The sequence below is a fragment of the Sphingobium chlorophenolicum genome, from assembly GCF_000722875.1.
Taxonomy (GTDB): Bacteria; Pseudomonadota; Alphaproteobacteria; order Sphingomonadales; family Sphingomonadaceae; genus Sphingobium; species Sphingobium chlorophenolicum.
Window position 1 is genome coordinate 17,795 of the sequence record NZ_JFHR01000031.1, and the last position, 20,492, is coordinate 38,286.

The window sequence follows — 20,492 nt, forward strand, 5'->3', positions numbered from 1 at the left end:
ATTCCTTGATAATGAAGGAGGGATTTCGATGCCCGGTTCACCCGTCATCCCCGGCCTGCGCTATGCCGACGCCCCCGCCGCCATCCAGTTCCTCTGCCGCGCCTTCGGCTTCGAACTGCACGCCAGTTACGAGGATGAGGCCGATCCGCACATCATCCACCATGCCGAACTGGTGCTGGGCGACGGCATGGTGATGCTGGGCAGCCTGCGCGACGGAGAGGCGGAATCGCTCTACAACTGGACCACGGCAAGGGAATTGGGCGGGGTGACCACCTGCATCTATGTGGTGGTGCCCGATGTCGACGCCCACTGCCTCCACGCCCGCAACGAAGGGGCGGTGGTGGTCGATGAACCGCACGACAATGTCGGCTATCCCGGTCGCGGCTATGAAGCGCTCGACCCCGAAGGCAATGTCTGGAGCTTCGGCACCTACGACCCCTGGAAAGTTTAAGGTTCGGCAACTTCCGCCGTCTATTCCTAATGACGGACAAAGAGAATGCTTATGGCGCTGCTCGGTTGGATAGTGAGTTTCATCGCCCTGTTCGGCGCGCTGGCGCTGCGGCAGGACATGCCCATCGGCGGTTCCGCAACCCTGTCCAACATGCTGATCCTGCTGGCGCTGCTGAGTTGCCCGATGATCTGGCACGAACGGCGGCTGGGCATTTCACGCGGTCAGCGCATCGTCGCGGCGCTGATCCTGTTCCTCTGCGCGCCGCTGGCCCTGTTGCCCGCAGCCTGAAAGTCGCGCCGCGCGACTTCATGCAAGCCATTGAAAAGGCCGCCGATGATGGCATCGGCGGCCTTTCCTGAATTTGGGAAACGGCCTCAGTCGAACAGGCTGGAAACCGAGCTTTCGTCCGCGATGCGCTTGATCGCCTCGCCCAGCAGCGGGGCGATGGGCAGGTGGCGGATGCTCTTCGCATTGTTCACCGCGTCGGTGCCCTGGATCGAGTCGGTGATGACCAGTTCCTTCAGCTCCGACGCATCGACGCGGGCCACCGCGCCGCCCGACAGCACGCCATGGCTGACATAGGCGACCACGTCCTCCGCGCCCGCCGCCTTCAGCGCGGCGGCGGCGTTGCAGAGCGTGCCCGCCGAATCGACGATATCGTCGATCAGCACGCAGAAACGGCCCTTCACGTCGCCGATGATGTTCATCACTTCCGATTCGCCGGCGCGTTCACGCCGCTTGTCGACGATGGCGAGCGGCGCGTTGTCCAGCCGCTTGGCCAGGGCGCGAGCGCGCACCACGCCGCCGACGTCAGGCGACACGACCATGATATTCTTGTCCCCGAAACGCGCCTGGATATCGGCCGACATCACCGGAGCACCGAACAGATTGTCGGTCGGGATGTCAAAGAAGCCCTGGATCTGACCCGCATGCAGATCGACCGACAGCACGCGGTTCGCGCCCGCCGTGGTGATCAGGTTCGCCACCAGCTTGGCCGAGATCGGCGTGCGCGGGCCGGGCTTCCGGTCCTGCCGGGCATAGCCGAAATAGGGGACGACCGCCGTGATTCGCTTGGCCGAGGCGCGTTTCAGCGCGTCGATCATGATCAGCAATTCCATCAGATTGTCGTTGGTGGGATAGCTGGTCGATTGCAGGACGAACACATCCTCGCCGCGGACATTTTCATGAATTTCCACGAAAACCTCTTCGTCGGCGAAGCGGCGGACGCTCGCGTCGGTCAGGGGGATTTCGATATAGTCGGCTATGGCGGCCGCGAGCGGCTTGTTGGAATTGCCGGTCATGAGCTTCATGGCCAAAACCCCCGTGACATATTGATGACGCTGTAGGAACGCGGCCCCTTTAGCGATGCAACTCTTCGCTGAAAAGGCGCTTTTGCTCACTGGGATAAAATGCTCTAGGGCGCAGCCTATGACCGACAAACTCGTGATAGCCCTTGCCCAGATGACGCAGTCGGTGGGCGACCTCACTGCCAATGCCGACGCGATGCTGGAATGGCGCGGGCGGGCGATGGACGCGGACCTGATCGTCTATCCCGAACTGCAACTGATCGGCTATCCGCCTGAGGATCTGGTGCTGAAGCCCGCTCTGGTCGACCGCGCCAACCATGAACTGGACCGGCTGGCCCAAGCGACGGCGGACGGCGGCCCGGCCATGCTGGTCGGCACCGTGGTCGCGTCGCAGGGCGTCCTCTTCAACGTCGTCGCCCTGCTGGAAGACGGCGCGGTCACCGCCATCCGCCAGAAGCGGGAACTGCCCAATTACGGCACCTTCGATGAAAAGCGCCTGTTCGCGCCCGGCCCCCTGCCCGCGCCGATCGACTTTCGCGGCGTGAAGATCGGCGTGCCGATCTGCGAGGATATCTGGTTCCCCTTCGTCACCGCGCATCTGCGCAGCGAGGGTGCCGAAATCCTGATCAGCCCCAACGGCTCCCCGTTCGAGGTGGACAAGGACGACCGCCGCATCAACGCCGTCGCGGGCACCCGCGTCCGCGAAACCGGCCTGCCGCTCGTCTATCTTAACCGCGTCGGCGGGCAGGACGAGCTGGTGTTCGACGGCGCGTCCTTCGTGATGAACGGCGACCTCAGCATCGCCCAGCAGCTTCCCGACTGGGAAGAGGCGCTGGTTCTCACGACCTGGGAGAAATGGGAAGGTCAGTGGGTCTGCCTGCCTGGCGAGCGGCACATACTCGATCCGCGCCCGGCGGACATTTACAACGCCATGGTCCTGGGCCTGCGCGATTATGTGAACAAGAACCGTTTCCCCGGCGTGGTGCTCGGCCTGTCGGGCGGCATTGATTCCGCCCTGTCGGCGGCCGTTGCCGTCGATGCGCTGGGCGCCGACCGGGTGTGGTGCGTGATGATGCCGTCGCGCTTCACCAGCCAGGAAAGCCTGGACGACGCCGTCGAATGCGCCCGGCTGCTCGGCGTCCGCTACGACAGCATCCCCATCGAACCGGCGGTGGAAGCGTTTGATTCCATGCTGGCCAACGTCTTTACCGGCCGCCAGCGCGACCTGACCGAAGAGAATATCCAGTCCCGCATCCGGGGCGTGACGCTGATGGGCCTGTCCAACAAATTCGGCCATATGCTGCTGACCACCGGCAACAAGAGCGAGATGTCGGTCGGTTACGCCACCATCTATGGCGATATGGCGGGCGGCTATTCAGTGCTTAAGGACGCCTATAAGACCACCGTGTTCGACCTTTGCCGCTGGCGGAACGAAAATGTGCCGTCGTTGGGCGAAGCCTTCGGTCCCAAGGGACCGGTCATGCCCGACCGCGTCATCACCAAGCCGCCCAGCGCCGAACTGCGCGACAATCAGAAGGATGAGGACAGCCTGCCCCCCTATGAGGTGCTGGACCCGATCCTTTACGGACTGGTGGAGGAGGAATTGTCGGTCGAACAACTGGTCGCCCGCGGCTTCGATAAGGACACCGTGGCCCGCATCGAACGCCTGCTCTACGTCGCCGAATATAAGCGCCGCCAATCGCCCCCCGGCGTGAAGCTGGGCATGCGCAATTTCGGCCGCGACCGGCGCTATCCGATCACCAACGCCTTTCGCACCCTCTAGCCATGAAAAAGGACGTTCGTCCTGAGTAGCCATTGAGCCTGTCGAAATGGCGTATCGAAGGATCAGTGCCTCGATACGGGTCTTCGACAAGCTCAGACCCTACTCAGCACGAACGGGTTGCATATGATATGACCGTCATCACCCGCTTCGCTCCATCACCGACCGGCAACCTGCATGTCGGCAATATCCGCGCCGCGCTCCACAACTGGCTATGGGCGCGCAAGAGCGGCGGCCGGTTCCTGCTGCGCCTGGACGATACCGACCTCGAACGGTCCCGCCCGGAATATGCCGAGGCCATCAAGGCCGATCTTCGCTGGCTCGGCCTCCACTGGGACGGGGAGGAAAGACAGTCCGACCGCTTCGCCCTGTACGAAGCGCGGTTCGAGGTGCTCAAGGCGTCAGGCCATGTCTATCCCGCCTATGAAACGGCGCAGGAACTGGACCTGCGCCGCAAGATATTGTTGGGCCGGGGCCTGCCCCCGGTGTACGACCGCGCCGCCCTGTCCCTGACCCCGGACCAGATCGCGGCTTATAAGGCCGAAGGCCGCCAGCCTCACTGGCGTTTCAGGCTCGATCATGACCAGCCCATCGTCTGGACCGACCTCATTCGCGGCGAGCAGCGTTTCGATCCGAAGCTGTTGTCCGACCCGGTGATCCGCCGCGCCGATGGAAGCTGGCTCTATATGCTGCCCTCGGTGATCGACGACATCGCCATGGGCGTGACCCATGTGCTGCGCGGCGAAGATCATGTGTCCAACACCGCCACGCAGATCCAGATGTTCACGGCGCTGGGCGCGAGCCTGCCCGCCTTCGCCCATGAGGCATTGCTGACAGGCAGCGAAGGCAAGCTCTCCAAGCGTCTCGGTTCGCTCGGCGTCGCGCATTTTCGCGAGATCGGGCTGGAGCCTGCCGCCATCGCCTCTTTGCTGGCGCGGCTCGGCAGTTCGATGCCGGTCGAGCCGTTCGCGGACATGCAGCCGCTGATCGACAGCTTCGACTTCGCCCATTTCGGCCGCGCCCCGGCGCGCTTCGACGAGGCGGAACTGGCGACCCTCAACCAGAAGATCGTCCACCTCCTGCCCTATGCCGCCGCCGCGGACCGCCTGCCCAAAGGCATGGACGAGGCCGCCTGGGACGCCATCCGCCCCAATCTGGAGACCGTCGCAGGCGCGGCAGACTGGTGGCGGATCGTCACCGGCCCGATCGACGCGCCTGTCCCGGCGGAGGAGGACCGCGACTTCCTGGCCATAGCGCACAATATTCTGTCGGAATCGCCCTTCGACGCCGCCATCTGGCGCACCCTCACCGAAGCGTTGAAAGCGGAGACGGGCCGCAAGGGCAAGGCGCTATTCCTCCCCCTGCGTCAGGCGCTGACGGGCATGGATCATGGCCCCGACATGGGGCAAATGCTGCCGTTGATCGGTAAGGATGAGGCATTGAGGCGGCTGAAACTCTCATAGGATCAGTGCGGCGCTAAATCCTCCCTACGCACAGCGTGGGGAGGGTCGAAGAGAGGCGCGTGACTCTCTTCGACGCTCGCGAAGCGTGGTGGAGGGGAAATTCGGAGGTTGTGCCCCTTCCCCTCCACCACGCTTCGCGCGGTCCCCCTCCCCATCTCTCGATGGGGAGGATTTGAATAGGTCCGTCCTCCAACCAAATCAGAGCGGGTCAGGCCGCGGCTTCCTCCAGCGCCGGATAGTCGACATAGCCTTCCGCGCCCTGGGTGTAGAAGGTCGCCATGTTCGCTTCGTTGAGCGGCGCATTGATCAGCAGGCGCTTGGGCAGGTCCGGATTGGCCATGAAGGCGCGGCCGAAGCTCACGGCGTCCGCCAGGCCGCTGTCCAGATCCTGTTGCGCCCGTTCCAGGTCATAATCGCTGTTCAGGATCAGCGGCCCGGAAAAATGCCGGCGGATGACGGGCGACTGGCGCGGCACATCGGTGCGGCCGAAGGTGCCGTCCGGTCCCGGCTCCCGCAGTTCGAGGAAGGCGATGCCGATCTGCTGCAACGCTTCCGCCGCCGCCGCGAACAAGGGCGAAGGATCGCTGTCGTCGACACCCTGCGAATCGCCGTTGGGCGACAGGCGCACCGAAACCCGTTCGGCGCCGACGGCGTCGACCACCGCCTGCGTCACTTCCCGCAACAGGCGGATGCGGTTTTCGACCGATCCACCATAAATATCGTCCCGGTGGTTGCTGCCGTCGCGCAGGAACTGGTCGATCAGATAGCCGTTCGCGGCGTGGATCTGCACGCCGTCGAAACCGGCGGCGATGGCATTTTTCGCGGCATGGACATAATCCGCTATCACGCCCGGAATTTCCTCCACGCTCAGAGGCCGGGCCTGTTCGTAGGTTTGCCTGCCCTCATAAGTGTGCGCTTTGCCCGGCGTGGCGGTGGCGCTGGCCGATACCGGCTGCTCGCCGGTCATGCTGCTGTGGACGACCCGTCCCATATGCCAGAGTTGTGCGACGATCCGTCCGCCAGCCTCATGCACGGCGGTCGTCACCGGCCGCCACGCCGCGACCTGCTCGTCCGACCACAGCCCCGGCGCATAGGGCCAACCCAGTCCCTGCCGCGAAATGCCCGTCGCCTCGCTGATGATCAGGCCTGCCGAGGCGCGCTGCCGATAATATTCTGCCATGACCGGCGTCGGCACATGATCGCGGGTCGCGCGACTGCGGGTCAGCGGCGCCATCAGGATGCGGTTGGGCGCATGGATTGCGCCAAGTTGCACCGGTTCGAACAGATTGGCCATGAAAATTTCCCTCTTCAAAGTTGCATATCGCAACGGGACTTGCCTGCCAAGGCCAGCTAAGGAGCCGCGCCGCCCGCTTCAACCCCCCTTTCCCGCACAGCGATACCAAGAATTGCTTTCCCTGCATTGATTTTGACTAATGCTTAGTGCCTCTGGCGTCCGCTGCGATGCTTGTGCGCATGCCCGGCGGGGCCTATTAGACTGCCATGACCCCGACGCACCAGGATATGACGCTGGACGAAGTCCGCGCCGCGCTTGCCCCAATCCTGCCCCGCCATGCCGCCTTCGACGGTTGGCGCATGGAGGCCGTGACCATGGCGGCGCAACAATGCGGCATCGACGCCGATATCGCCGCATTGGCCTTTCCCGGCGTGGCGATGGACATGATCGACGCCTGGTTCGCCAGCATCGATGCGCGGATGCTGGAGGCGCTGCCGCCGGAAAAGCTGGCTGCCCTGTCGATTCGCAAACGGATCGTCTCCCTGATCGAAACCCGTCTGGCCCTGCTGGCCCGCGACCGCGAAGCGCTGCGCCGGGCGCAGGCGATCCTGGCCATGCCGCGCAACGCCGCCCGCGCCGCGAAGCTTGGCTGGCGCGCCGCCGACGGTATCTGGCGGGCAGCGGGCGACGACGCGACCGACCTCAACCATTATACGAAGCGTCTGACGCTGGCGGGCGTCTATGCCGCGACATTGCTGGTCTTCGTCGATGATGAGAGCGAGGATTGGGCCGAAACCCGCGCCTTCCTGGCCCGCCGGATAGAGGGCGTGATGCGGTTCGAGCGCGCCAAGGCCCAGTGGAAGGGCATAGGCGGCGGCGAACGGCTGAGTCTGGCCCGCTTCATCGGCCGGCTGCGCTACCCGGCCATATAATCCGGCGCAGGACAGGGCAGACGGGACGAGCAGGCGGGACAAGGCGGATTCGCGCTGGCCTTTTTCAATCCGTATTGATAATCACTCGCAGAAGTAAATGACGAGTGCCTTATCCTTGCGCCTGACTGACCTGCCGCTGCGCCAACCCGCCTATGTGGACCTGATCGACTGGAACGCGCTGTCCGCATCCGACGGTCAGCGGCTCCGCGAATTCGGCCTGTGCGAAGGCGCCAGCGTGGAGGCATTGCACCATGGCGGCCTGCTGGGGCGCGGTCCCATCGCCTGCAAGGTCGGCCGCATGACCGTGGCGATGCGCCGCAGCCACGCCGCCGCCATCACGGTACGCACGGGTCCGCAGGAAGAGGACGCATGACCGGCCTGCCGCTGATCGCGCTGGTCGGCAATCCCAATGCCGGCAAGAGCGCCCTGTTCAACGCGCTGACCGGCGCCCGGCAGAAGCTGGGCAATTATCCCGGCGTCACCGTGGAGCGGAAGGCGGGCCGCTTCTCCCTGTCCGACGGCCGTCCGATCGAACTGGTCGACCTGCCCGGCACCTACAGTCTCAACCCCGCCAGCCCCGACGAACAGGTGACGCGCGACGTCATATTGGGCAAGCAGGCGGGCGAACGGCTGCCAGACGCGCTAGTGGTGGTGGTCGACGCCTCCAATCTCGACAATCATCTCCGCTTCGCGCTGGAACTGATCGCCCTCGGCCTGCCGACCATCGTGGCGCTCAACATGGTCGACCTCGCCACCCGCGATGGGCTGGAACTGGACGCCAACATTCTTTCCCGCGAACTGGGCGTGCCGGTGATCTCCACCGTCGCGGTGCGCAAGCGCGGACTCGACCATCTGCGCAGCGAACTGGAATCCATGCTGGACGGCGGCGCGGGCAGGGTTCGGCCAACCGGCGAACAGCCCGATTTCGAAGGCCTGCGCAAGGAAGCGCGCCGCATCGCCCGCGCCGCCGTCGTGCGCGAAACCCCATCCCGCCGCATGACCGCCGCCGTCGACCGCGTACTACTGCATCCCGTCGCCGGTTTCCTCATCCTGCTGGCGCTGCTGTTCGTGATGTTCCAGGCGGTGTTCAGTTGGGCCGCGGCGCCCGCCGACCTGCTGGAAGGGTGGGTCACGGCGCTGGGCGAAACCATCACGGCCACGCTGCCGCCGGGCGTCGTCCACGACTTCCTGCTCCAGGGCGTCATCGGCGGCGTCGGCGCGGTGGTGGTGTTCCTGCCGCAGATCCTCATCCTCTTCTTCTTCATCCTGATGCTGGAGGCGACCGGCTATATGGCCCGCGCCGCCTTCCTGATGGATGCGCTGATGGCGCGGGTCGGCCTTTCGGGCCGGGCCTTCATCCCGCTCCTCTCCTCCTTCGCCTGCGCGGTGCCGGGGATCATGGCGACGCGCACCATCTCCGATCCGAAGGACCGGCTGACCACCATATTGATCGCGCCGCTGATGACCTGTTCGGCGCGGCTGCCGGTCTATGGCCTTATCATCGCCGCCTTCATCCCGGCGCGCAGTGTGGGGCCGGGCATCGGCCTGCAAGGGCTGGTCCTCTTCCTCCTCTACGTTTCCGGCATCGTCGGCGCGATGATTGCCGCCTGGGCGCTGCGCCTGACCGTGACCAAGGGGCAGAGCGGTGGTTTCCTAATGGAGATGCCGAAATATCAATGGCCCCGCCCGCAGGACATAGCGATCGGCCTGTGGCAGCGCGCCGTCATCTTCCTGAAGCGCGCGGGCACCATCATCCTGTTGACCAACATCATCCTCTGGGTGCTGGCCAGTTTCCCGCAGGCGCCCGCGGGCGTCCGCCAGAGCGAATACAGCATTGCGGGGCGGATCGCGGGCGGCATCCATCTGCTGGTGGAGCCGATCGGCTTCAATCGCGACATCAGCCTGGCCCTGCTGCCCTCCATGGCTGCGCGGGAAGTAGCGGTGTCGGCCATCGCCACCGTCTATGCGATCGACGCGGGTGATGACGAGGATGCGCTGAACCGCACATTGGGCGAACGGTTGCAGGGGCGCTGGTCGCTGGCGACGGCGCTGGCCTTCCTCGCCTGGTTCGTTTTCGCGCCGCAATGCATTTCCACCATCGCCGTCACCCGGCGCGAGACCAACGGGTGGAAATGGCCGATGTTCATGATGGGTTATCTGTTCGTGCTGGCTTATGCCGCCGCCGGCATCACCTATTGGGCGGCGGTCGCGGCGGGTTTGGGGTAGCGTCAGCCTGAGAGCGTTCTATAAAGACCGGCAAACGCATCGGAGGAAACATGGCGGGTTCGGTCAACAAGGTCATTCTGGTAGGCAATCTGGGCGCGGACCCGGAAGTCCGCAGCTTCCAGAATGGCGGCAAGGTGTGCAACATCCGCATCGCGACGTCCGAGACCTGGAAAGACCGCAACAGCGGGGAGCGCAAGGAGCGCACCGAATGGCACAGCGTCGCGATCTTCTCCGAAGGTCTGGCGGGCGTCGCCGAACGCTATCTGCGCAAGGGCAGCAAGGTCTATGTCGAGGGCAAGCTGCAAACCCGCAAGTGGCAGGACCAGTCGGGTAACGACCGCTATACCACCGAAGTCGTGTTGCAGGGCCCCAGCGCCGTGCTGACCATGCTGGACGGCGCGCCGGGCGGCGGCAGCGGCGGCGGACGTTCGCAGGGCGGCGGTGACTGGAGCGGCGGATCGAGCGGCTTTGGCGGCGGCGACTATGACGATTTCGGCGGCGGTGGCGGTAACTTCGGCGGCGGCGGTGGTTCCGGCCGCTCCTCCGGCGGCGGTCGCGGCGGCGCGGGCGGACCGAATTTCGACAACGACCTGGACGACGAAGTGCCCTTCTGAGTGCATTTCCCAGGATCAGGAAACAAAACGCCCCAGCCGCTCGGCCGGGGCGTTTTTTGTTGCCAACTCGGTGAAGCCTAATCCTCATCCTCGGTCGGGCCGAGGCTATCCTCCTCATCGTCCATCTGCGGCTCCCCGGCGAAGGCGTCGTTATCGATCCGCCCGGACCGGTTCATCTCCTTCATCTTGTCCACCAGATCGGGCGTATCGTCGGGCATGATCTGCGCCGGGTTCGGCTTGCCGCCATGTTCACTGTCCTCGGCCGGATCGGTCGAACGAACCCGCGCATCCTCGGCCACATCCTGCGCCTGCGAACCGCGTTCGGCCTGTTCGCTATTCTCCTCGTCGGGGTCAGGGAAGCGGTTCTTGTCGGCATCGTCCATCGCACGTCTCCTTCACCCCACCAACGGGTCAGCCATCCGCCTGTTCCGCGCCGCATAAAGCCTCTGGACAGCACCCTGCCGACCGGGCAAGAGCCGCCGGTCCTTCCATTGCTCTTCGCTTTGTACAAAGGGAATTTCATGCCCCGCCAGCTAATTTCCTCCGGCTCGCCCTTCGAGGCGCAGGTCGGCTATTCGCGCGCCGTCGTCCAGGGCGACTGGTGCTTCGTCGCCGGCACCACCGGCACCGATCCCGAAACCAAGACGATGCCCGAAAGCGTCGTGGACCAGGGCAGGAACGCGTTGAAGGTGATCGGCCGGGCGCTGGAGGAGGCGGGCTTCTCCTTCGCCGATGTTGTCCGCGTGACCTATTACATCACAGACCCCGCCTATTGGGACGTGCTGGGCGAAGCGACCGCGCCGGTCTTCGGCGACATCCGCCCCGCCGCAAGCTGCATCGTCACCGGCCTCATCAAGCCGGAGATGAAGGTCGAGATCGAAGTCACCGCTTTCAAAGGATGACAGCCATGCTGACCATGTACGGCATCAAGAATTGCGACACGATCAAGAAGGCGCGCAATTTCCTGGACAATAGCGGCAAGCCATACAGCTTCCACGACTACAAGGTGTCGGGCGTCGACAAGGCGAAGCTGGAGGAATGGGTGATGGAGCATGGGTGGGAAACCATCCTCAACCGTTCCGGCACCACCTTCAAGGCGCTGGACGCGGGCGACAAGGCGCATATCGATTCGGAAAAGGCGATTCTGCTGATGATGAGCAACCCTTCGATGATCAAGCGCCCGATCCTGGACCTGGGCGACCGCACCATCGTCGGTTTCAAGGCGACGACCTATGAGGACGCTCTGGAGGGCGTGAAGGCATGAATTTGAGGGGGATGCTCCGAACATTCCTCCTCCTCACCCTTTTTACGGCGGCCCCCGTGATGGCGGAATCCTTCATCATCGCCCATCGCGGGGCCAGCGGCGAACGGCCCGAACATACGCTCGCCGCCTATGAGCGCGCCATCGACCAGGGCGCGGACTATATCGAGCCGGATCTGGTGCTGACGAGCGACGGCGTCCTTGTCGCCCGGCATGAAAATGAGATCGGCGGCACCACCGACATCGCCGATCATCCGGAATTCGCCGCTCGCAGGACCAGCAAGACCATCGACGGCCAGCCCGTCACCGGCTGGTTCACGGAGGATTTCACGCTCGCGGAACTGCGCACCCTACGCGCCCGCGAACGGCTGCCGCAGCTTCGGCCCGCCAACAGCCGCTTCGACGATCTCTACCCGATCCCGACCTTCGAGGAGGTCGTGAAGCTGGTCCGCGCCAAGGAGGCGGAAACCGGCCGCCGCATCGGCCTTTATCCCGAAACCAAGCATCCCGCCTATTTCGCCGGTATCGGCCTGCCGCATCAGGCGCCGTTGCTCGATCTGCTCAGCCGCTACGGCTATCAGACGGAGGCCGATCCGGTCTTCATCCAGTCCTTCGAGGTCGGCAATCTCAAGGCCCTGCGCGCCGCGTCGCGCCTGCGCCTGATCCAGCTTGTTCAAAGCGAGGGCGGTCCCGCCGACGAGCCGGGGACCAGCTATGCCGACATGATGACGGCGCAGGGGCTGCGGCAGGTCGCGGACTATGCCGACGGCATCGGCCCTGCGGCCGCCATGGTGCTGGCGCCCGAAGGCCCGACGGGACTAGTCGAACGCGCCCGTCAGGCTGGATTGCAAGTCCATGTCTGGACGCTGCGCATGGAAAACGGCTTCCTGCCCGCAGCCTTCCAGCGCCCCGACGATCCGCAGGGCCGGGGCGATTTCGCCGGCTATGTCCGGGCGGTCGCCGGAACGGGCGTCGACGCGATGTTCAGCGATTTTCCGAAACAGGCGCGCCAGGCGCTGAATCCGGCGCCCTGATGACTTGTCAAATCTGCGGCGGCAGCGAATAACGGCCTTATGCTTTCGCAGAAGACCCGTTACGCCATCCGCGCTCTCCAGCATCTCGCAGACCGCTATCGGCAAGGCCCGGTGCCGCTGAACGAGATCGCCACGCGCCAGAACATCCCCTCCAAATTCCTGACGGTGATCCTGTCGGAACTGGCGCGGGAAGGACTGGTGGCGACACAGCGGGGGCGCGACGGCGGCTATTGGCTGGCGCTGGCGCCGGTCGACATCAGCTATGGCGACATCGTGCGGCTGACGCGGGGGTCGCTGGCGCTCACGCCTTGCGCCAGCCGCTTCGCGCATGAGACCTGCACCAACTGCCTCCCCGAATCGGAATGCCGCCTGCACCGTGTGATGCTGCGCGTGCGCGACGAAACGGCCAAGGTGCTGGACAGCATCAGCCTGGCGGAACCCTTCGCTACGGAAATGGGGTAGGAGGCTGGTTTTGGGCATTTGCGGTCACTAAATCCTCCCTACGCGAAGCGTGGGGAGGGGGACCGCTCGCGAAGCGAGTGGTGGAGGGGAAATTCGGAGGTCGTGCCCCGTTCCCCTCCACCAGCCTTCGGCTGGTCCCCCTCCCCATCTCTCGATGGGGAGGAATAGGACAGGTCCGCAATCCACCTAAACCAACCTCGAACGCTAGCGCAAAATGCCCGGCTGCACCCAAAGCCTTGCGCCCGGCGCGCAGCTTCGCCACATCAACGCCATGACGACTCCACCCCTCAAAGCCGCCCTGATCCCGGTCACGCCGCTCCAGCAGAATTGCACGCTCTTCTGGTGCACGGCGACCAATCGGGGCGCCTTCGTCGATCCGGGCGGCGACCTGCCGGTGCTGAAGCAGGCCGCCGAGCAGCATGGCGTCACCATCGAGAAGATACTCGTCACGCACGGCCATATCGACCATTGCGGCCAGGCGGGCATCCTTGCCCGCGACCTCGGCGTGCCGATTGAAGGCCCGCACGAAGCCGACCGCTTCTGGATCGACCGGCTGGGCGAAGACGGCGCCAAATACGGCATCAACGGCGAAAGCTTCGAACCCGACCGCTGGCTCCAGGACGGCGACCAGGTGGCGGTCGGCGACCTCACGCTCGACGTCTATCATTGCCCCGGCCACACGCCCGGCCACGTCGTCTTCCACCACGCGCCGAGCAAACTCGCCATCGTCGGCGACGTGTTGTTTCAGGGGTCCATCGGCCGCACCGACTTTCCGATGGGCAATCATCAGGATTTGATCGACGCGATCACCGGCAAGCTATGGCCGCTGGGCGGCGACACGGCCTTCGTCCCCGGCCATGGCCCGATGAGCAACTTCGCCCATGAACGCCGCACCAATCCCTTCGTGGGGGATGCCGTCTTGGCCTGATCCTACCGAATCATCGCCATGGCGGGCGGCGCGGGCACTTCCCGCGACGCTCCATAGACGGTGGTCAGAGCCGTGATCGCCATACCGACCATCACCGCCCAGGTCAGCAGCGCCCCGCCCGCGCGCCACACGGTCGGCTTTTCCGCGTCCATCCCGAAGCCATGGCCGATTCGCGCCAGCACCAGCACCAGCGCCGCGCCCCACAGCCACATCGACGCGCCCACCGCCAGTTCCACCAGCCCGAAGAGGATCAGCGTCACCGGCACATATTCGATGAAATTGGCGTGGGCGCGCATCCGCCTGGCCAGCAGCGCGCTGCCGCCGTCGCCATGCATGATCTGCACCGCCATCCGGATTCGCGTGCAGCGAATCCCCAGCCACATATTCAGCAGCGCGCAGGCCGCGGCCAGAGTCAGCGTGATCGGCAGCAACATGGGATTTCCCCCCCGTTTATCGTGATGCCGCCAGAATAGGGCGCTAGGGCGAAGGGGCAAGAAGGACTTGCGCATGGGTCAAAAAACGCTATAGGCGCAGGGCTTCGCGATCATCCGGGCCGCATGGGTCTGCGGCGCCGTTGGCGTCGGCATCCATCGGATACGGCCAGTCGCACTAACAGATCAATTTATGGAATAAGGTGCCGACATGGCTGTCCCCAAGAGGAAAACGTCCCCGTCCCGCCGCGGCATGCGCCGCAGCCATGACTCGCTGCGCGTCGAGGCCTATCAGGAATGCTCGAACTGCGGCGAACTGAAGCGCCCGCATAATCTGTGCGACGCCTGCGGCCATTATAACGGTCGCGAAGTCGTCGCCGTCGGGGCCTGACGCCTAAGAATTTCTCCTGAAAAGGGTGCGTTAACTTGTCCAGCCAACCGCGAATCGCAATCGACGCGATGGGCGGGGATGAAGGCGTACGCGTGATGATGGCGGGCGTGGCGCTCGCCCGTCGCCGTCACGAAGGGCTGCGCTTCACCCTTTTCGGAGACGAGGCGCGGATCAAGTCCGCGCTCGACAATCACCCCAATCTGCGCGCCGCGTCGGAAATCGTCCACGCGGCCGATGTCGTGGATGCGGGCGACAAGCCCAGCGTGGCCATCCGCAAGAAGACCAGCTCCATGAGCATGGCCATCGCGGCGGTGAAGGCGGGCGACTGCGGCGCGGCCGTTTCCTCCGGCAATACTGGCGCGCTGATGGCGATGGCGAAGCTGGCGCTCCGCACCATGAAGGGCGTCGACCGCCCCGCGCTGGCCGCCATGCTGCCGACTCTGGGCGACAATGACGTGGTCATGCTGGACCTGGGCGCCAACACCGAATGCGACGCCCGCAATCTCGTTCAGTTCGCGGTGATGGGCGCGGCCTATGCCCGCATCGCCCTTGACCTTGAGCGCCCCCGCGTCCGGCTGATGAACATCGGCACGGAGGAGATGAAGGGTACGGAGGAAATCCGCGACGCCGCCGCCATCCTGCGCGCCGCGACCAGCCTGCCGCTGTCCTTCGACGGCTTCACCGAAGGCGACAAGATCGGCCGGGGGGATGTCGACGTCATTGTGTCGGACGGCTTTTCCGGCAATGTGGCGCTCAAGACGGCGGAGGGCACGGCCCGCTTCGTCACCGACCTGCTGCGCACCGCCTTCACCAGTTCGATCCGTTCGAAGCTGGGCTTCCTGATCTCCAAGCCCGCGATGCACCTGCTGCGCCATCATCTCGACCCCAACAACCATAATGGCGCCGTATTCCTCGGTCTAAATGGCGTGGTCGTGAAAAGCCACGGCAGCGCCAACGACAAGGGCGTCGCCAATGCCGTCCATGTCGCCGCCCGGCTGCTGGAGGAAGACATCACCCGGCGCATCGCCGCCGACATGCATGGGATCGAGGGGCTGACCGCCCCCGCATCCAGGATGGAGCTGCCCGCAAAGTGATCCGCCGATCCGTTCTCCTGGGCACGGGCTCCGCCTTGCCGGCCCGCTCCGTCAGCAATGCCGAACTGGCGGAAACCGTGGACACGAGCGACGAATGGATCGTCGAGCGCACCGGCATCCGCACCCGCTATATTGCGGGAGAGGGTGAAACCACCTCGACCCTCGCCACCGACGCCGCCAAGGCGGCGCTGGAAGCCGCCGGGATCGGCGCGCAGGACATCGACCTGATCATTCTGGCGACGGCCACGCCCGACCAGACCTTCCCCGCTAGCGCAACCATCGTTCAGGCCGCGCTGGGCATCAACGATTGCGTGGCTTTCGACGTGGCGGCGGTCTGCTCCGGCTTCCTCTACGCCATCACCGTGGCCGACAGCATGATCTGCTCCGGCGCGGCGCGGAACGCCATCGTCATCGGTTCGGAAACCTTCAGCCGCATCCTCGACTGGGAAGACCGCACTACCTGCGTCCTCTTCGGCGACGGCGCGGGCGCGGTCGTGCTGGGCGCGGAGGAAAGCGCCGACGGCAAGCGCGGCATCCTCGCCTCGAAACTGCATGCCGATGGTCGCCACAACCAGCTTCTCTATGTCGACGGCGGTCCTTCGACCACGCAGACGGTCGGCAAGCTGCGCATGAAGGGGCAGGAAGTCTTCCGCCACGCCGTCACCAACCTGGCCTCCGTGCTGACCGAGGTGATGGCCGCCGCCGACATGACTCCGGCGGACATCGACTGGCTGGTCCCGCACCAGGCCAATGCCCGCATCCTGGATGCGACTGCGCGCAAGCTGAAGCTGGCGCCGGAAAAGGTGGTGATGACGGTGGATCGCCACGCGAACACCTCCGCCGCGTCGGTCCCTCTGGCTCTCGACCTCGCCATGCGGGACGGACGCATAAAGTCCGGCGACCTGCTGGTGCTGGAGGCCATGGGCGGCGGCTTCACCTGGGGCGCCTGCGTCCTGCGGGTATAACTCAGGCGAAGGCGGGCATGTGTCCCTGCCTGGCAGCCCGCCATCCGATCCTACCGCTTGCCGCAGCGGCCAAGCGGCACTAGAGGGCTGCGGCAAGCCTGAACGCGGCACCCGAACAGCAGGAAGCACCTTCATGTCAGACGTCACCATCAAACGCGCCCTTCTTTCCGTTTCGGACAAGTCCGGCCTCATCGAACTGGGCCAGGCGCTGGGCCAGCATGGCGTCGAACTGGTGTCGACCGGCGGCACGGCGAAGGCGCTGCGCGAGGCGGGGCTGGAGGTGAAGGACATTTCCGACCTCACCGGCTTCCCGGAAATGATGGACGGCCGTGTCAAGACTCTGCACCCCAAGGTGCATGGCGGCCTGCTGGCCGTACGTGACAATCCCGAACATGTCGCCTCGATGGACGAGCATGCGATCGGCGCGATCGACCTGGTCGTCGTCAACCTCTATCCCTTCGCCGCCACCGTGGCCAAGGGCGCGGAGCGCGAGGAGATCATCGAGAATATCGACATTGGCGGCCCTTCCATGGTCCGCTCCGCCGCGAAGAATCATGAGAGCGTCGCCATCGTCACCGACCCCGCCGACTATGCCCGCCTGATCGCGGAAATGGCGGAAAAGGGTGGCGCGACCAGCTACGACTTCCGCCGCATGCTCGCGGCCAAGGCCTATGCCGCCACCGCCGCCTACGATTCGATGATCGCAAGCTGGTTCGCCTTCGCCGACCAGGGCGTGCAGTTCCCCGAAAGCCTCTCCGTCTCCAGCAAGCTGGGCTCGACCCTGCGCTACGGCGAAAATCCGCACCAGTCGGCCGCGCTGTATCTGCCGGTCGGCCCCGCTGCGAACGGCATTGCGCAGGCGAAGCAGATCCAGGGCAAGGAACTCAGCTACAATAATTACAATGACGCCGACGCTGCGCTGGAACTGGTCAGCGAGTTCCGCGACGGCCCGCCGACCGTCGTGATCGTCAAGCACGCCAATCCCTGCGGCGTCGCGACCGGCAATACGTTGATCGAAGCCTATGAGGCCGCGCTCGCCTGCGACAGCGTATCGGCCTTCGGCGGCATCATTGCCGTCAACCGCCCGCTCGACGGTCCGACCGCCGAAGCGATCAGCGGCATCTTCACCGAAGTCGTCGCCGCGCCCGACGCGGACGAGGAAGCGAAGGCGGTTTTCGCGAAGAAGAAGAATCTCCGTCTGCTGCTGACCGGCGAACTTCCCGATCCTGCACGTCCGGGCCTTCAGATGAAGAGCATAGCCGGGGGCCTGCTGGTGCAGGGCCGCGACAATGGCCGCATCACCCGCGACCAGTTGAAGCTCGTGACCAAGCGCGCGCCGACGGAACAGGAGCTCAGCGATTGCCTGTTCGCCTGGACCGTCGCCAAACATGTGAAGTCCAACGCCATCGTCTATGCGAAGGACAACAGCACCGCAGGCATCGGTGCGGGGCAGATGAACCGTCTCGAATCCGCCCGCATTGCCGCATGGAAGGCCAGGGACGCCGCCGAAAAGGCGGGCTGGAGCGAAGCGCGCACCATCGGTTCGGCGGTCGCTTCCGACGCCTTCTTCCCCTTCGCCGACGGCCTTCTGGCGGCGGTCGAGGCGGGCGCGACGGCGGTGATCCAGCCGGGCGGATCGATCCGCGATGACGAGGTGATCGCCGCCGCCGACGAGGCGGGCCTCGCCATGGTCTTCACCGGGATGCGCCACTTCCGCCACTGATGCCGGAATGACGCGCATGCGAAAGGGTGTTTCAATCCTTTCGCATGCGCAAAAATAACGGTTTTCAGCCAATTTTCGTGAACTGGCCCTTTTCAACGGCCTGCACGAAGCCTATTTTGTTACACGACCCCTCTCCCACGTCAGGCGATGGGCACCGACTTAGTTCGACAGGAGATATTGGATGACCAGAAAGACTCTGGTGGCGATGGCCGCCATGATGACTCTTGCGCTGCCCGCAGCGAACGCCTTTGCCGGCATCAACGACATGGATGTAGTGGTCGATGGCCGCACCGGGGCGGAAACCCGCAGCATCGCGGTGTCGATGGCCGACCTCAACCTGGCCAGCACCCATGGCGCCCGCATGGCGGATTCCCGCATCACCAAGGCGGCCAAGCAGGTCTGCGGCTGGATGAACGGGTCGATCCTGCCTGCCACGCCGGATTATCGCGCTTGCTTCGGCGAAGCCCTCGACGGCGCTCGCTCGGACCTCAACACGCTGATCCAATCGCAGCGTCAGGGCTGATTTCCTTGGGCGGCGCCGGCGGCTTCAACGGCTGTCGGCGCCGACCGAACTTGCCCCGAACTTGCATTGTTACCAGGCATTAACTACTCCTTAGAGGATTTTCTTCACCTAGATCGGCGAAGGATTTCACCGGGGGGCCTTGGATGCCGCAGAACGACCACAATGTGGATGTCGCCATTATCGGCGCGGGTCCGGCTGGGCTTACGGCCGCCTATCTGCTCACCAAAAAAGGCTATTCGGTCCGGGTCATCGAAAAGGACCCCATCTATGTCGGCGGCATCAGCCGGACCGTGGAGTTGAACGGCTTCCGCTTCGATATTGGCGGCCATCGCTTCTTTTCCAAGTCGAAGGAGGTCGTGGACCTCTGGAACGAAATCCTGCCCGACGATTTCATCCAGCGCCCCCGGATGAGCCGCATCTATTATGAGGGCAAATATTACAGCTATCCGCTGCGCGCCTTCGAAGCGCTAGGCAATCTGGGCATCTGGCGCTCGACCCTCTGCATGGCCAGCTTCGCCAAGGCGAAGCTGTTTCCCAATCGCGACGTCCGATCCTTCCAGGACTGGACCGTCAACGCCTTTGGCCACAAGCTCTTCTCCATCTTCTTCAAGACCTATACGGAAAAGGTCTGGGGCATGCCCTGCGACGAGATGTCGGCGGACTGGGCGGCGCAACGCATCAAGGGCCTGTCGCTCTGGGGCGCGGTGATGGACGGGCTGAAACGGTCGCTTGGCCTCAACAGGAAGCCCAATGACGGCATGGCGACCAAGACGCTGCTGGAAAGCTTCCGCTATCCGCGCCTCGGCCCCGGCATGATGTGGGAAGCGGCCCGTGATTTCGTGGTCGCGGGCGGCAATCAGGTGCTGATGGGGCATAGCCTGGACCAGCTTACGCAGGACCGGAAAAGCGGCCGCTGGCGCATGACGGCGCAGGGACCGGACGGCGAGGTCGTCATCCATGCCGCCCATGTCGTCAGTTCCGCGCCGATGCGCGAACTGGCCGGGCGCATCCATCCGCTGCCCGCCACGCTGGGCCATGCGATGGAACTCAAATATCGCGACTTCCTGACCGTGGCGCTTATGGTGAAGGGGGACGATATCTTCCCCGACAACTGGATCTACATCCACGACAGCAAGGTGAAGGTCGGCCGCATCCAGAATTTTCGCAGTTGGTCGCCCGAAATGGTGCCGGATCCGGATCTGGCCTGCGTCGGCCTGGAATATTTCTGTTTCGAGGGCGACGGCCTCTGGTCGTCCAGCGACGCCGATCTGATCGACCTTGCGAAGAAGGAAATGGCGATCCTTGGCCTGTGCGATCCGGGCGATGTGGTCGGCGGCGCGGTGGTGCGGCAGGAAAAGGCCTATCCCGTCTATGACGACAGCTATGCCGCCAATGTGCTGGCCATGCGCACCGAATTGCAGCGCCTCTACCCCACGCTGCATCTGGTCGGCCGCAACGGCATGCATCGCTACAACAACCAGGATCATGCGATGATGACCGCGATGTTGACCGTCCGCAATATCGAGGCGGGCGAACAGATTTACGACATATGGGCGGTAAACGAAGACGCCGAATATCATGAGGCGGGCGAGGAAGGGCAGCAGACAGCCGGAGAGCGCGCCGCCCTGAAGAGCGAACGGCTGGTGCCCAATCGGTTGAAGGCGGCCTGACCT

Annotated in this window: 23 protein-coding genes; 19 read left to right on the forward strand and 4 right to left on the reverse strand. The window is 64.6% G+C overall.

Going from position 1 to position 20,492, the window contains the following annotated elements:
• The first annotated feature begins 28 nt into the window (after positions 1-28).
• Positions 29-451, forward strand: a complete 423-nt coding sequence (locus BV95_RS13575) for a VOC family protein (protein ID WP_037452792.1) — start codon at positions 29-31, stop codon at positions 449-451.
• A 51-nt stretch (positions 452-502) separates the two neighbouring features.
• Complete coding sequence (locus BV95_RS13580; protein WP_037452795.1) at positions 503-739, forward strand: hypothetical protein; 237 nt, start codon at positions 503-505, stop codon at positions 737-739.
• 86 nt (positions 740-825) lie between these two features.
• On the opposite strand, the gene BV95_RS13585 is transcribed toward BV95_RS13580, so the two are convergent.
• Positions 826-1,761 (reverse strand): ribose-phosphate pyrophosphokinase, encoded by a 936-nt coding sequence (locus BV95_RS13585; protein ID WP_037452798.1) that lies wholly within the window; start codon positions 1,759-1,761, stop codon positions 826-828.
• A 118-nt stretch (positions 1,762-1,879) separates the two neighbouring features.
• On the opposite strand from BV95_RS13585, the gene BV95_RS13590 reads away from it, so the two are divergent.
• Together BV95_RS13590 and gltX are read left to right on the forward strand one after the other, a co-directional pair.
• A complete protein-coding gene (locus BV95_RS13590) occupies positions 1,880-3,541 on the forward strand; it encodes an NAD+ synthase (RefSeq protein ID WP_037452801.1) in 1,662 nt (553 codons plus the stop codon).
• A 128-nt stretch (positions 3,542-3,669) separates the two neighbouring features.
• Positions 3,670-5,001: a glutamate--tRNA ligase gene (gltX, locus tag BV95_RS13595; RefSeq protein WP_037452803.1), complete on the forward strand. Its 1,332-nt coding sequence runs from the start codon at positions 3,670-3,672 to the stop codon at positions 4,999-5,001.
• 208 nt (positions 5,002-5,209) lie between these two features.
• Here the strand turns inward: gltX and BV95_RS13600 are convergent, their stop codons facing one another.
• Positions 5,210-6,295, reverse strand: coding sequence for an alkene reductase (locus tag BV95_RS13600; RefSeq protein WP_037452806.1), 1,086 nt, complete (start codon positions 6,293-6,295; stop codon positions 5,210-5,212).
• Between the two features lie 206 nt (positions 6,296-6,501).
• On the opposite strand from BV95_RS13600, the gene BV95_RS13605 reads away from it, so the two are divergent.
• From BV95_RS13605 to ssb, 4 genes are all read left to right on the forward strand, one after another.
• On the forward strand, positions 6,502-7,167 hold the full coding sequence (locus BV95_RS13605; protein ID WP_037452809.1) for a COQ9 family protein: 666 nt from the start codon (positions 6,502-6,504) through the stop codon (positions 7,165-7,167).
• A gap of 115 nt (positions 7,168-7,282) precedes the next feature.
• A complete protein-coding gene (locus BV95_RS13610; RefSeq protein ID WP_013848204.1) occupies positions 7,283-7,540 on the forward strand; it encodes a FeoA family protein in 258 nt (85 codons plus the stop codon).
• Entirely contained in the window at positions 7,537-9,393 is a 1,857-nt protein-coding gene (gene feoB / locus BV95_RS13615; RefSeq protein ID WP_037452812.1) for a ferrous iron transporter B, read from the forward strand. Before BV95_RS13610 ends, feoB begins: the two co-directional genes overlap by 4 nt.
• A gap of 50 nt (positions 9,394-9,443) precedes the next feature.
• A complete protein-coding gene (gene ssb / locus BV95_RS13620; RefSeq protein ID WP_037452815.1) occupies positions 9,444-10,007 on the forward strand; it encodes a single-stranded DNA-binding protein in 564 nt (187 codons plus the stop codon).
• A 77-nt stretch (positions 10,008-10,084) separates the two neighbouring features.
• Here ssb and BV95_RS13625 read toward each other — a convergent pair whose 3' ends face one another.
• Positions 10,085-10,390 (reverse strand): hypothetical protein, encoded by a 306-nt coding sequence (locus BV95_RS13625; protein WP_037452820.1) that lies wholly within the window; start codon positions 10,388-10,390, stop codon positions 10,085-10,087.
• A 138-nt stretch (positions 10,391-10,528) separates the two neighbouring features.
• Between BV95_RS13625 and BV95_RS13630 the strand changes: the two genes are divergently transcribed.
• From BV95_RS13630 to BV95_RS13650, 5 genes are all read left to right on the forward strand, one after another.
• The gene (locus BV95_RS13630) at positions 10,529-10,909 is read left to right on the forward strand and encodes a RidA family protein (protein ID WP_037452823.1); all 381 of its coding nucleotides are present in this window, start codon (positions 10,529-10,531) and stop codon (positions 10,907-10,909) included.
• A 5-nt stretch (positions 10,910-10,914) separates the two neighbouring features.
• On the forward strand, positions 10,915-11,271 hold the full coding sequence (locus tag BV95_RS13635; RefSeq protein ID WP_007687974.1) for an ArsC family reductase: 357 nt from the start codon (positions 10,915-10,917) through the stop codon (positions 11,269-11,271).
• A gap of 11 nt (positions 11,272-11,282) precedes the next feature.
• Positions 11,283-12,302: a glycerophosphodiester phosphodiesterase gene (locus BV95_RS13640; RefSeq protein WP_409372093.1), complete on the forward strand. Its 1,020-nt coding sequence runs from the start codon at positions 11,283-11,285 to the stop codon at positions 12,300-12,302.
• 39 nt (positions 12,303-12,341) lie between these two features.
• Positions 12,342-12,764, forward strand: a complete 423-nt coding sequence (locus tag BV95_RS13645) for an RrF2 family transcriptional regulator (protein ID WP_037452830.1) — start codon at positions 12,342-12,344, stop codon at positions 12,762-12,764.
• Between the two features lie 271 nt (positions 12,765-13,035).
• On the forward strand, positions 13,036-13,692 hold the full coding sequence (locus BV95_RS13650) for an MBL fold metallo-hydrolase (RefSeq protein ID WP_037452882.1): 657 nt from the start codon (positions 13,036-13,038) through the stop codon (positions 13,690-13,692).
• Between the two features lie 2 nt (positions 13,693-13,694).
• On the opposite strand, the gene BV95_RS13655 is transcribed toward BV95_RS13650, so the two are convergent.
• Entirely contained in the window at positions 13,695-14,126 is a 432-nt protein-coding gene (locus BV95_RS13655; RefSeq protein WP_037452832.1) for an MAPEG family protein, read from the reverse strand.
• Positions 14,127-14,334: 208 nt separating this feature from the next.
• On the opposite strand from BV95_RS13655, the gene rpmF reads away from it, so the two are divergent.
• The 6 genes from rpmF (at position 14,335) to BV95_RS13685 (ending at position 20,489) form a co-directional block, all read left to right on the forward strand.
• On the forward strand, positions 14,335-14,514 hold the full coding sequence (rpmF, locus tag BV95_RS13660; protein WP_013848214.1) for a 50S ribosomal protein L32: 180 nt from the start codon (positions 14,335-14,337) through the stop codon (positions 14,512-14,514).
• Between the two features lie 68 nt (positions 14,515-14,582).
• Positions 14,583-15,608 (forward strand): phosphate acyltransferase PlsX, encoded by a 1,026-nt coding sequence (plsX, locus tag BV95_RS13665; protein WP_037452883.1) that lies wholly within the window; start codon positions 14,583-14,585, stop codon positions 15,606-15,608.
• Positions 15,605-16,573, forward strand: a complete 969-nt coding sequence (locus BV95_RS13670; protein WP_037452837.1) for a beta-ketoacyl-ACP synthase III — start codon at positions 15,605-15,607, stop codon at positions 16,571-16,573. The genes plsX and BV95_RS13670 overlap by 4 nt, the downstream gene beginning before the upstream one ends.
• A 133-nt stretch (positions 16,574-16,706) precedes the next feature.
• Positions 16,707-18,296 carry a bifunctional phosphoribosylaminoimidazolecarboxamide formyltransferase/IMP cyclohydrolase gene (purH, locus tag BV95_RS13675; protein WP_037452840.1) on the forward strand — a complete coding sequence of 530 codons (1,590 nt, stop codon included), beginning with the start codon at positions 16,707-16,709 and terminating at the stop codon, positions 18,294-18,296.
• 181 nt (positions 18,297-18,477) lie between these two features.
• Positions 18,478-18,819, forward strand: coding sequence for a UrcA family protein (locus tag BV95_RS13680; RefSeq protein ID WP_013848218.1), 342 nt, complete (start codon positions 18,478-18,480; stop codon positions 18,817-18,819).
• Between the two features lie 143 nt (positions 18,820-18,962).
• Positions 18,963-20,489 (forward strand): NAD(P)/FAD-dependent oxidoreductase, encoded by a 1,527-nt coding sequence (locus BV95_RS13685; RefSeq protein ID WP_037452843.1) that lies wholly within the window; start codon positions 18,963-18,965, stop codon positions 20,487-20,489.
• Positions 20,490-20,492 lie beyond the last annotated feature (3 nt).

Excerpts from the sequence above, each read along its gene's own strand:
- BV95_RS13645 (WP_037452830.1), top strand. The coding sequence starts at position 12,342 with ATGCTTTCGCAGAAGACCCGTTACGCCATCCGCGCTCTCCAGCATCTC.
- BV95_RS13680 (WP_013848218.1), top strand. The coding sequence starts at position 18,478 with ATGACCAGAAAGACTCTGGTGGCGATGGCCGCCATGATGACTCTTGCG.
- BV95_RS13605 (WP_037452809.1), top strand. The coding sequence starts at position 6,502 with ATGACCCCGACGCACCAGGATATGACGCTGGACGAAGTCCGCGCCGCG.
- plsX (WP_037452883.1), top strand. The coding sequence starts at position 14,583 with ATGGGCGGGGATGAAGGCGTACGCGTGATGATGGCGGGCGTGGCGCTC.
- BV95_RS13640 (WP_409372093.1), top strand. The coding sequence starts at position 11,283 with ATGCTCCGAACATTCCTCCTCCTCACCCTTTTTACGGCGGCCCCCGTG.
- BV95_RS13635 (WP_007687974.1), top strand. The coding sequence starts at position 10,915 with ATGCTGACCATGTACGGCATCAAGAATTGCGACACGATCAAGAAGGCG.
- BV95_RS13580 (WP_037452795.1), top strand. The coding sequence starts at position 503 with ATGGCGCTGCTCGGTTGGATAGTGAGTTTCATCGCCCTGTTCGGCGCG.
- BV95_RS13585 (WP_037452798.1), bottom strand. The coding sequence starts at position 1,761 with ATGAAGCTCATGACCGGCAATTCCAACAAGCCGCTCGCGGCCGCCATA.
- BV95_RS13650 (WP_037452882.1), top strand. The coding sequence starts at position 13,036 with ATGACGACTCCACCCCTCAAAGCCGCCCTGATCCCGGTCACGCCGCTC.
- BV95_RS13630 (WP_037452823.1), top strand. The coding sequence starts at position 10,529 with ATGCCCCGCCAGCTAATTTCCTCCGGCTCGCCCTTCGAGGCGCAGGTC.
- BV95_RS13600 (WP_037452806.1), bottom strand. The coding sequence starts at position 6,295 with ATGGCCAATCTGTTCGAACCGGTGCAACTTGGCGCAATCCATGCGCCC.
- purH (WP_037452840.1), top strand. The coding sequence starts at position 16,707 with ATGTCAGACGTCACCATCAAACGCGCCCTTCTTTCCGTTTCGGACAAG.
- BV95_RS13655 (WP_037452832.1), bottom strand. The coding sequence starts at position 14,126 with ATGTTGCTGCCGATCACGCTGACTCTGGCCGCGGCCTGCGCGCTGCTG.
- feoB (WP_037452812.1), top strand. The coding sequence starts at position 7,537 with ATGACCGGCCTGCCGCTGATCGCGCTGGTCGGCAATCCCAATGCCGGC.
- BV95_RS13625 (WP_037452820.1), bottom strand. The coding sequence starts at position 10,390 with ATGGACGATGCCGACAAGAACCGCTTCCCTGACCCCGACGAGGAGAAT.
- gltX (WP_037452803.1), top strand. The coding sequence starts at position 3,670 with ATGACCGTCATCACCCGCTTCGCTCCATCACCGACCGGCAACCTGCAT.
- BV95_RS13575 (WP_037452792.1), top strand. The coding sequence starts at position 29 with ATGCCCGGTTCACCCGTCATCCCCGGCCTGCGCTATGCCGACGCCCCC.
- BV95_RS13685 (WP_037452843.1), top strand. The coding sequence starts at position 18,963 with ATGCCGCAGAACGACCACAATGTGGATGTCGCCATTATCGGCGCGGGT.
- BV95_RS13590 (WP_037452801.1), top strand. The coding sequence starts at position 1,880 with ATGACCGACAAACTCGTGATAGCCCTTGCCCAGATGACGCAGTCGGTG.
- ssb (WP_037452815.1), top strand. The coding sequence starts at position 9,444 with ATGGCGGGTTCGGTCAACAAGGTCATTCTGGTAGGCAATCTGGGCGCG.
- rpmF (WP_013848214.1), top strand. The coding sequence starts at position 14,335 with ATGGCTGTCCCCAAGAGGAAAACGTCCCCGTCCCGCCGCGGCATGCGC.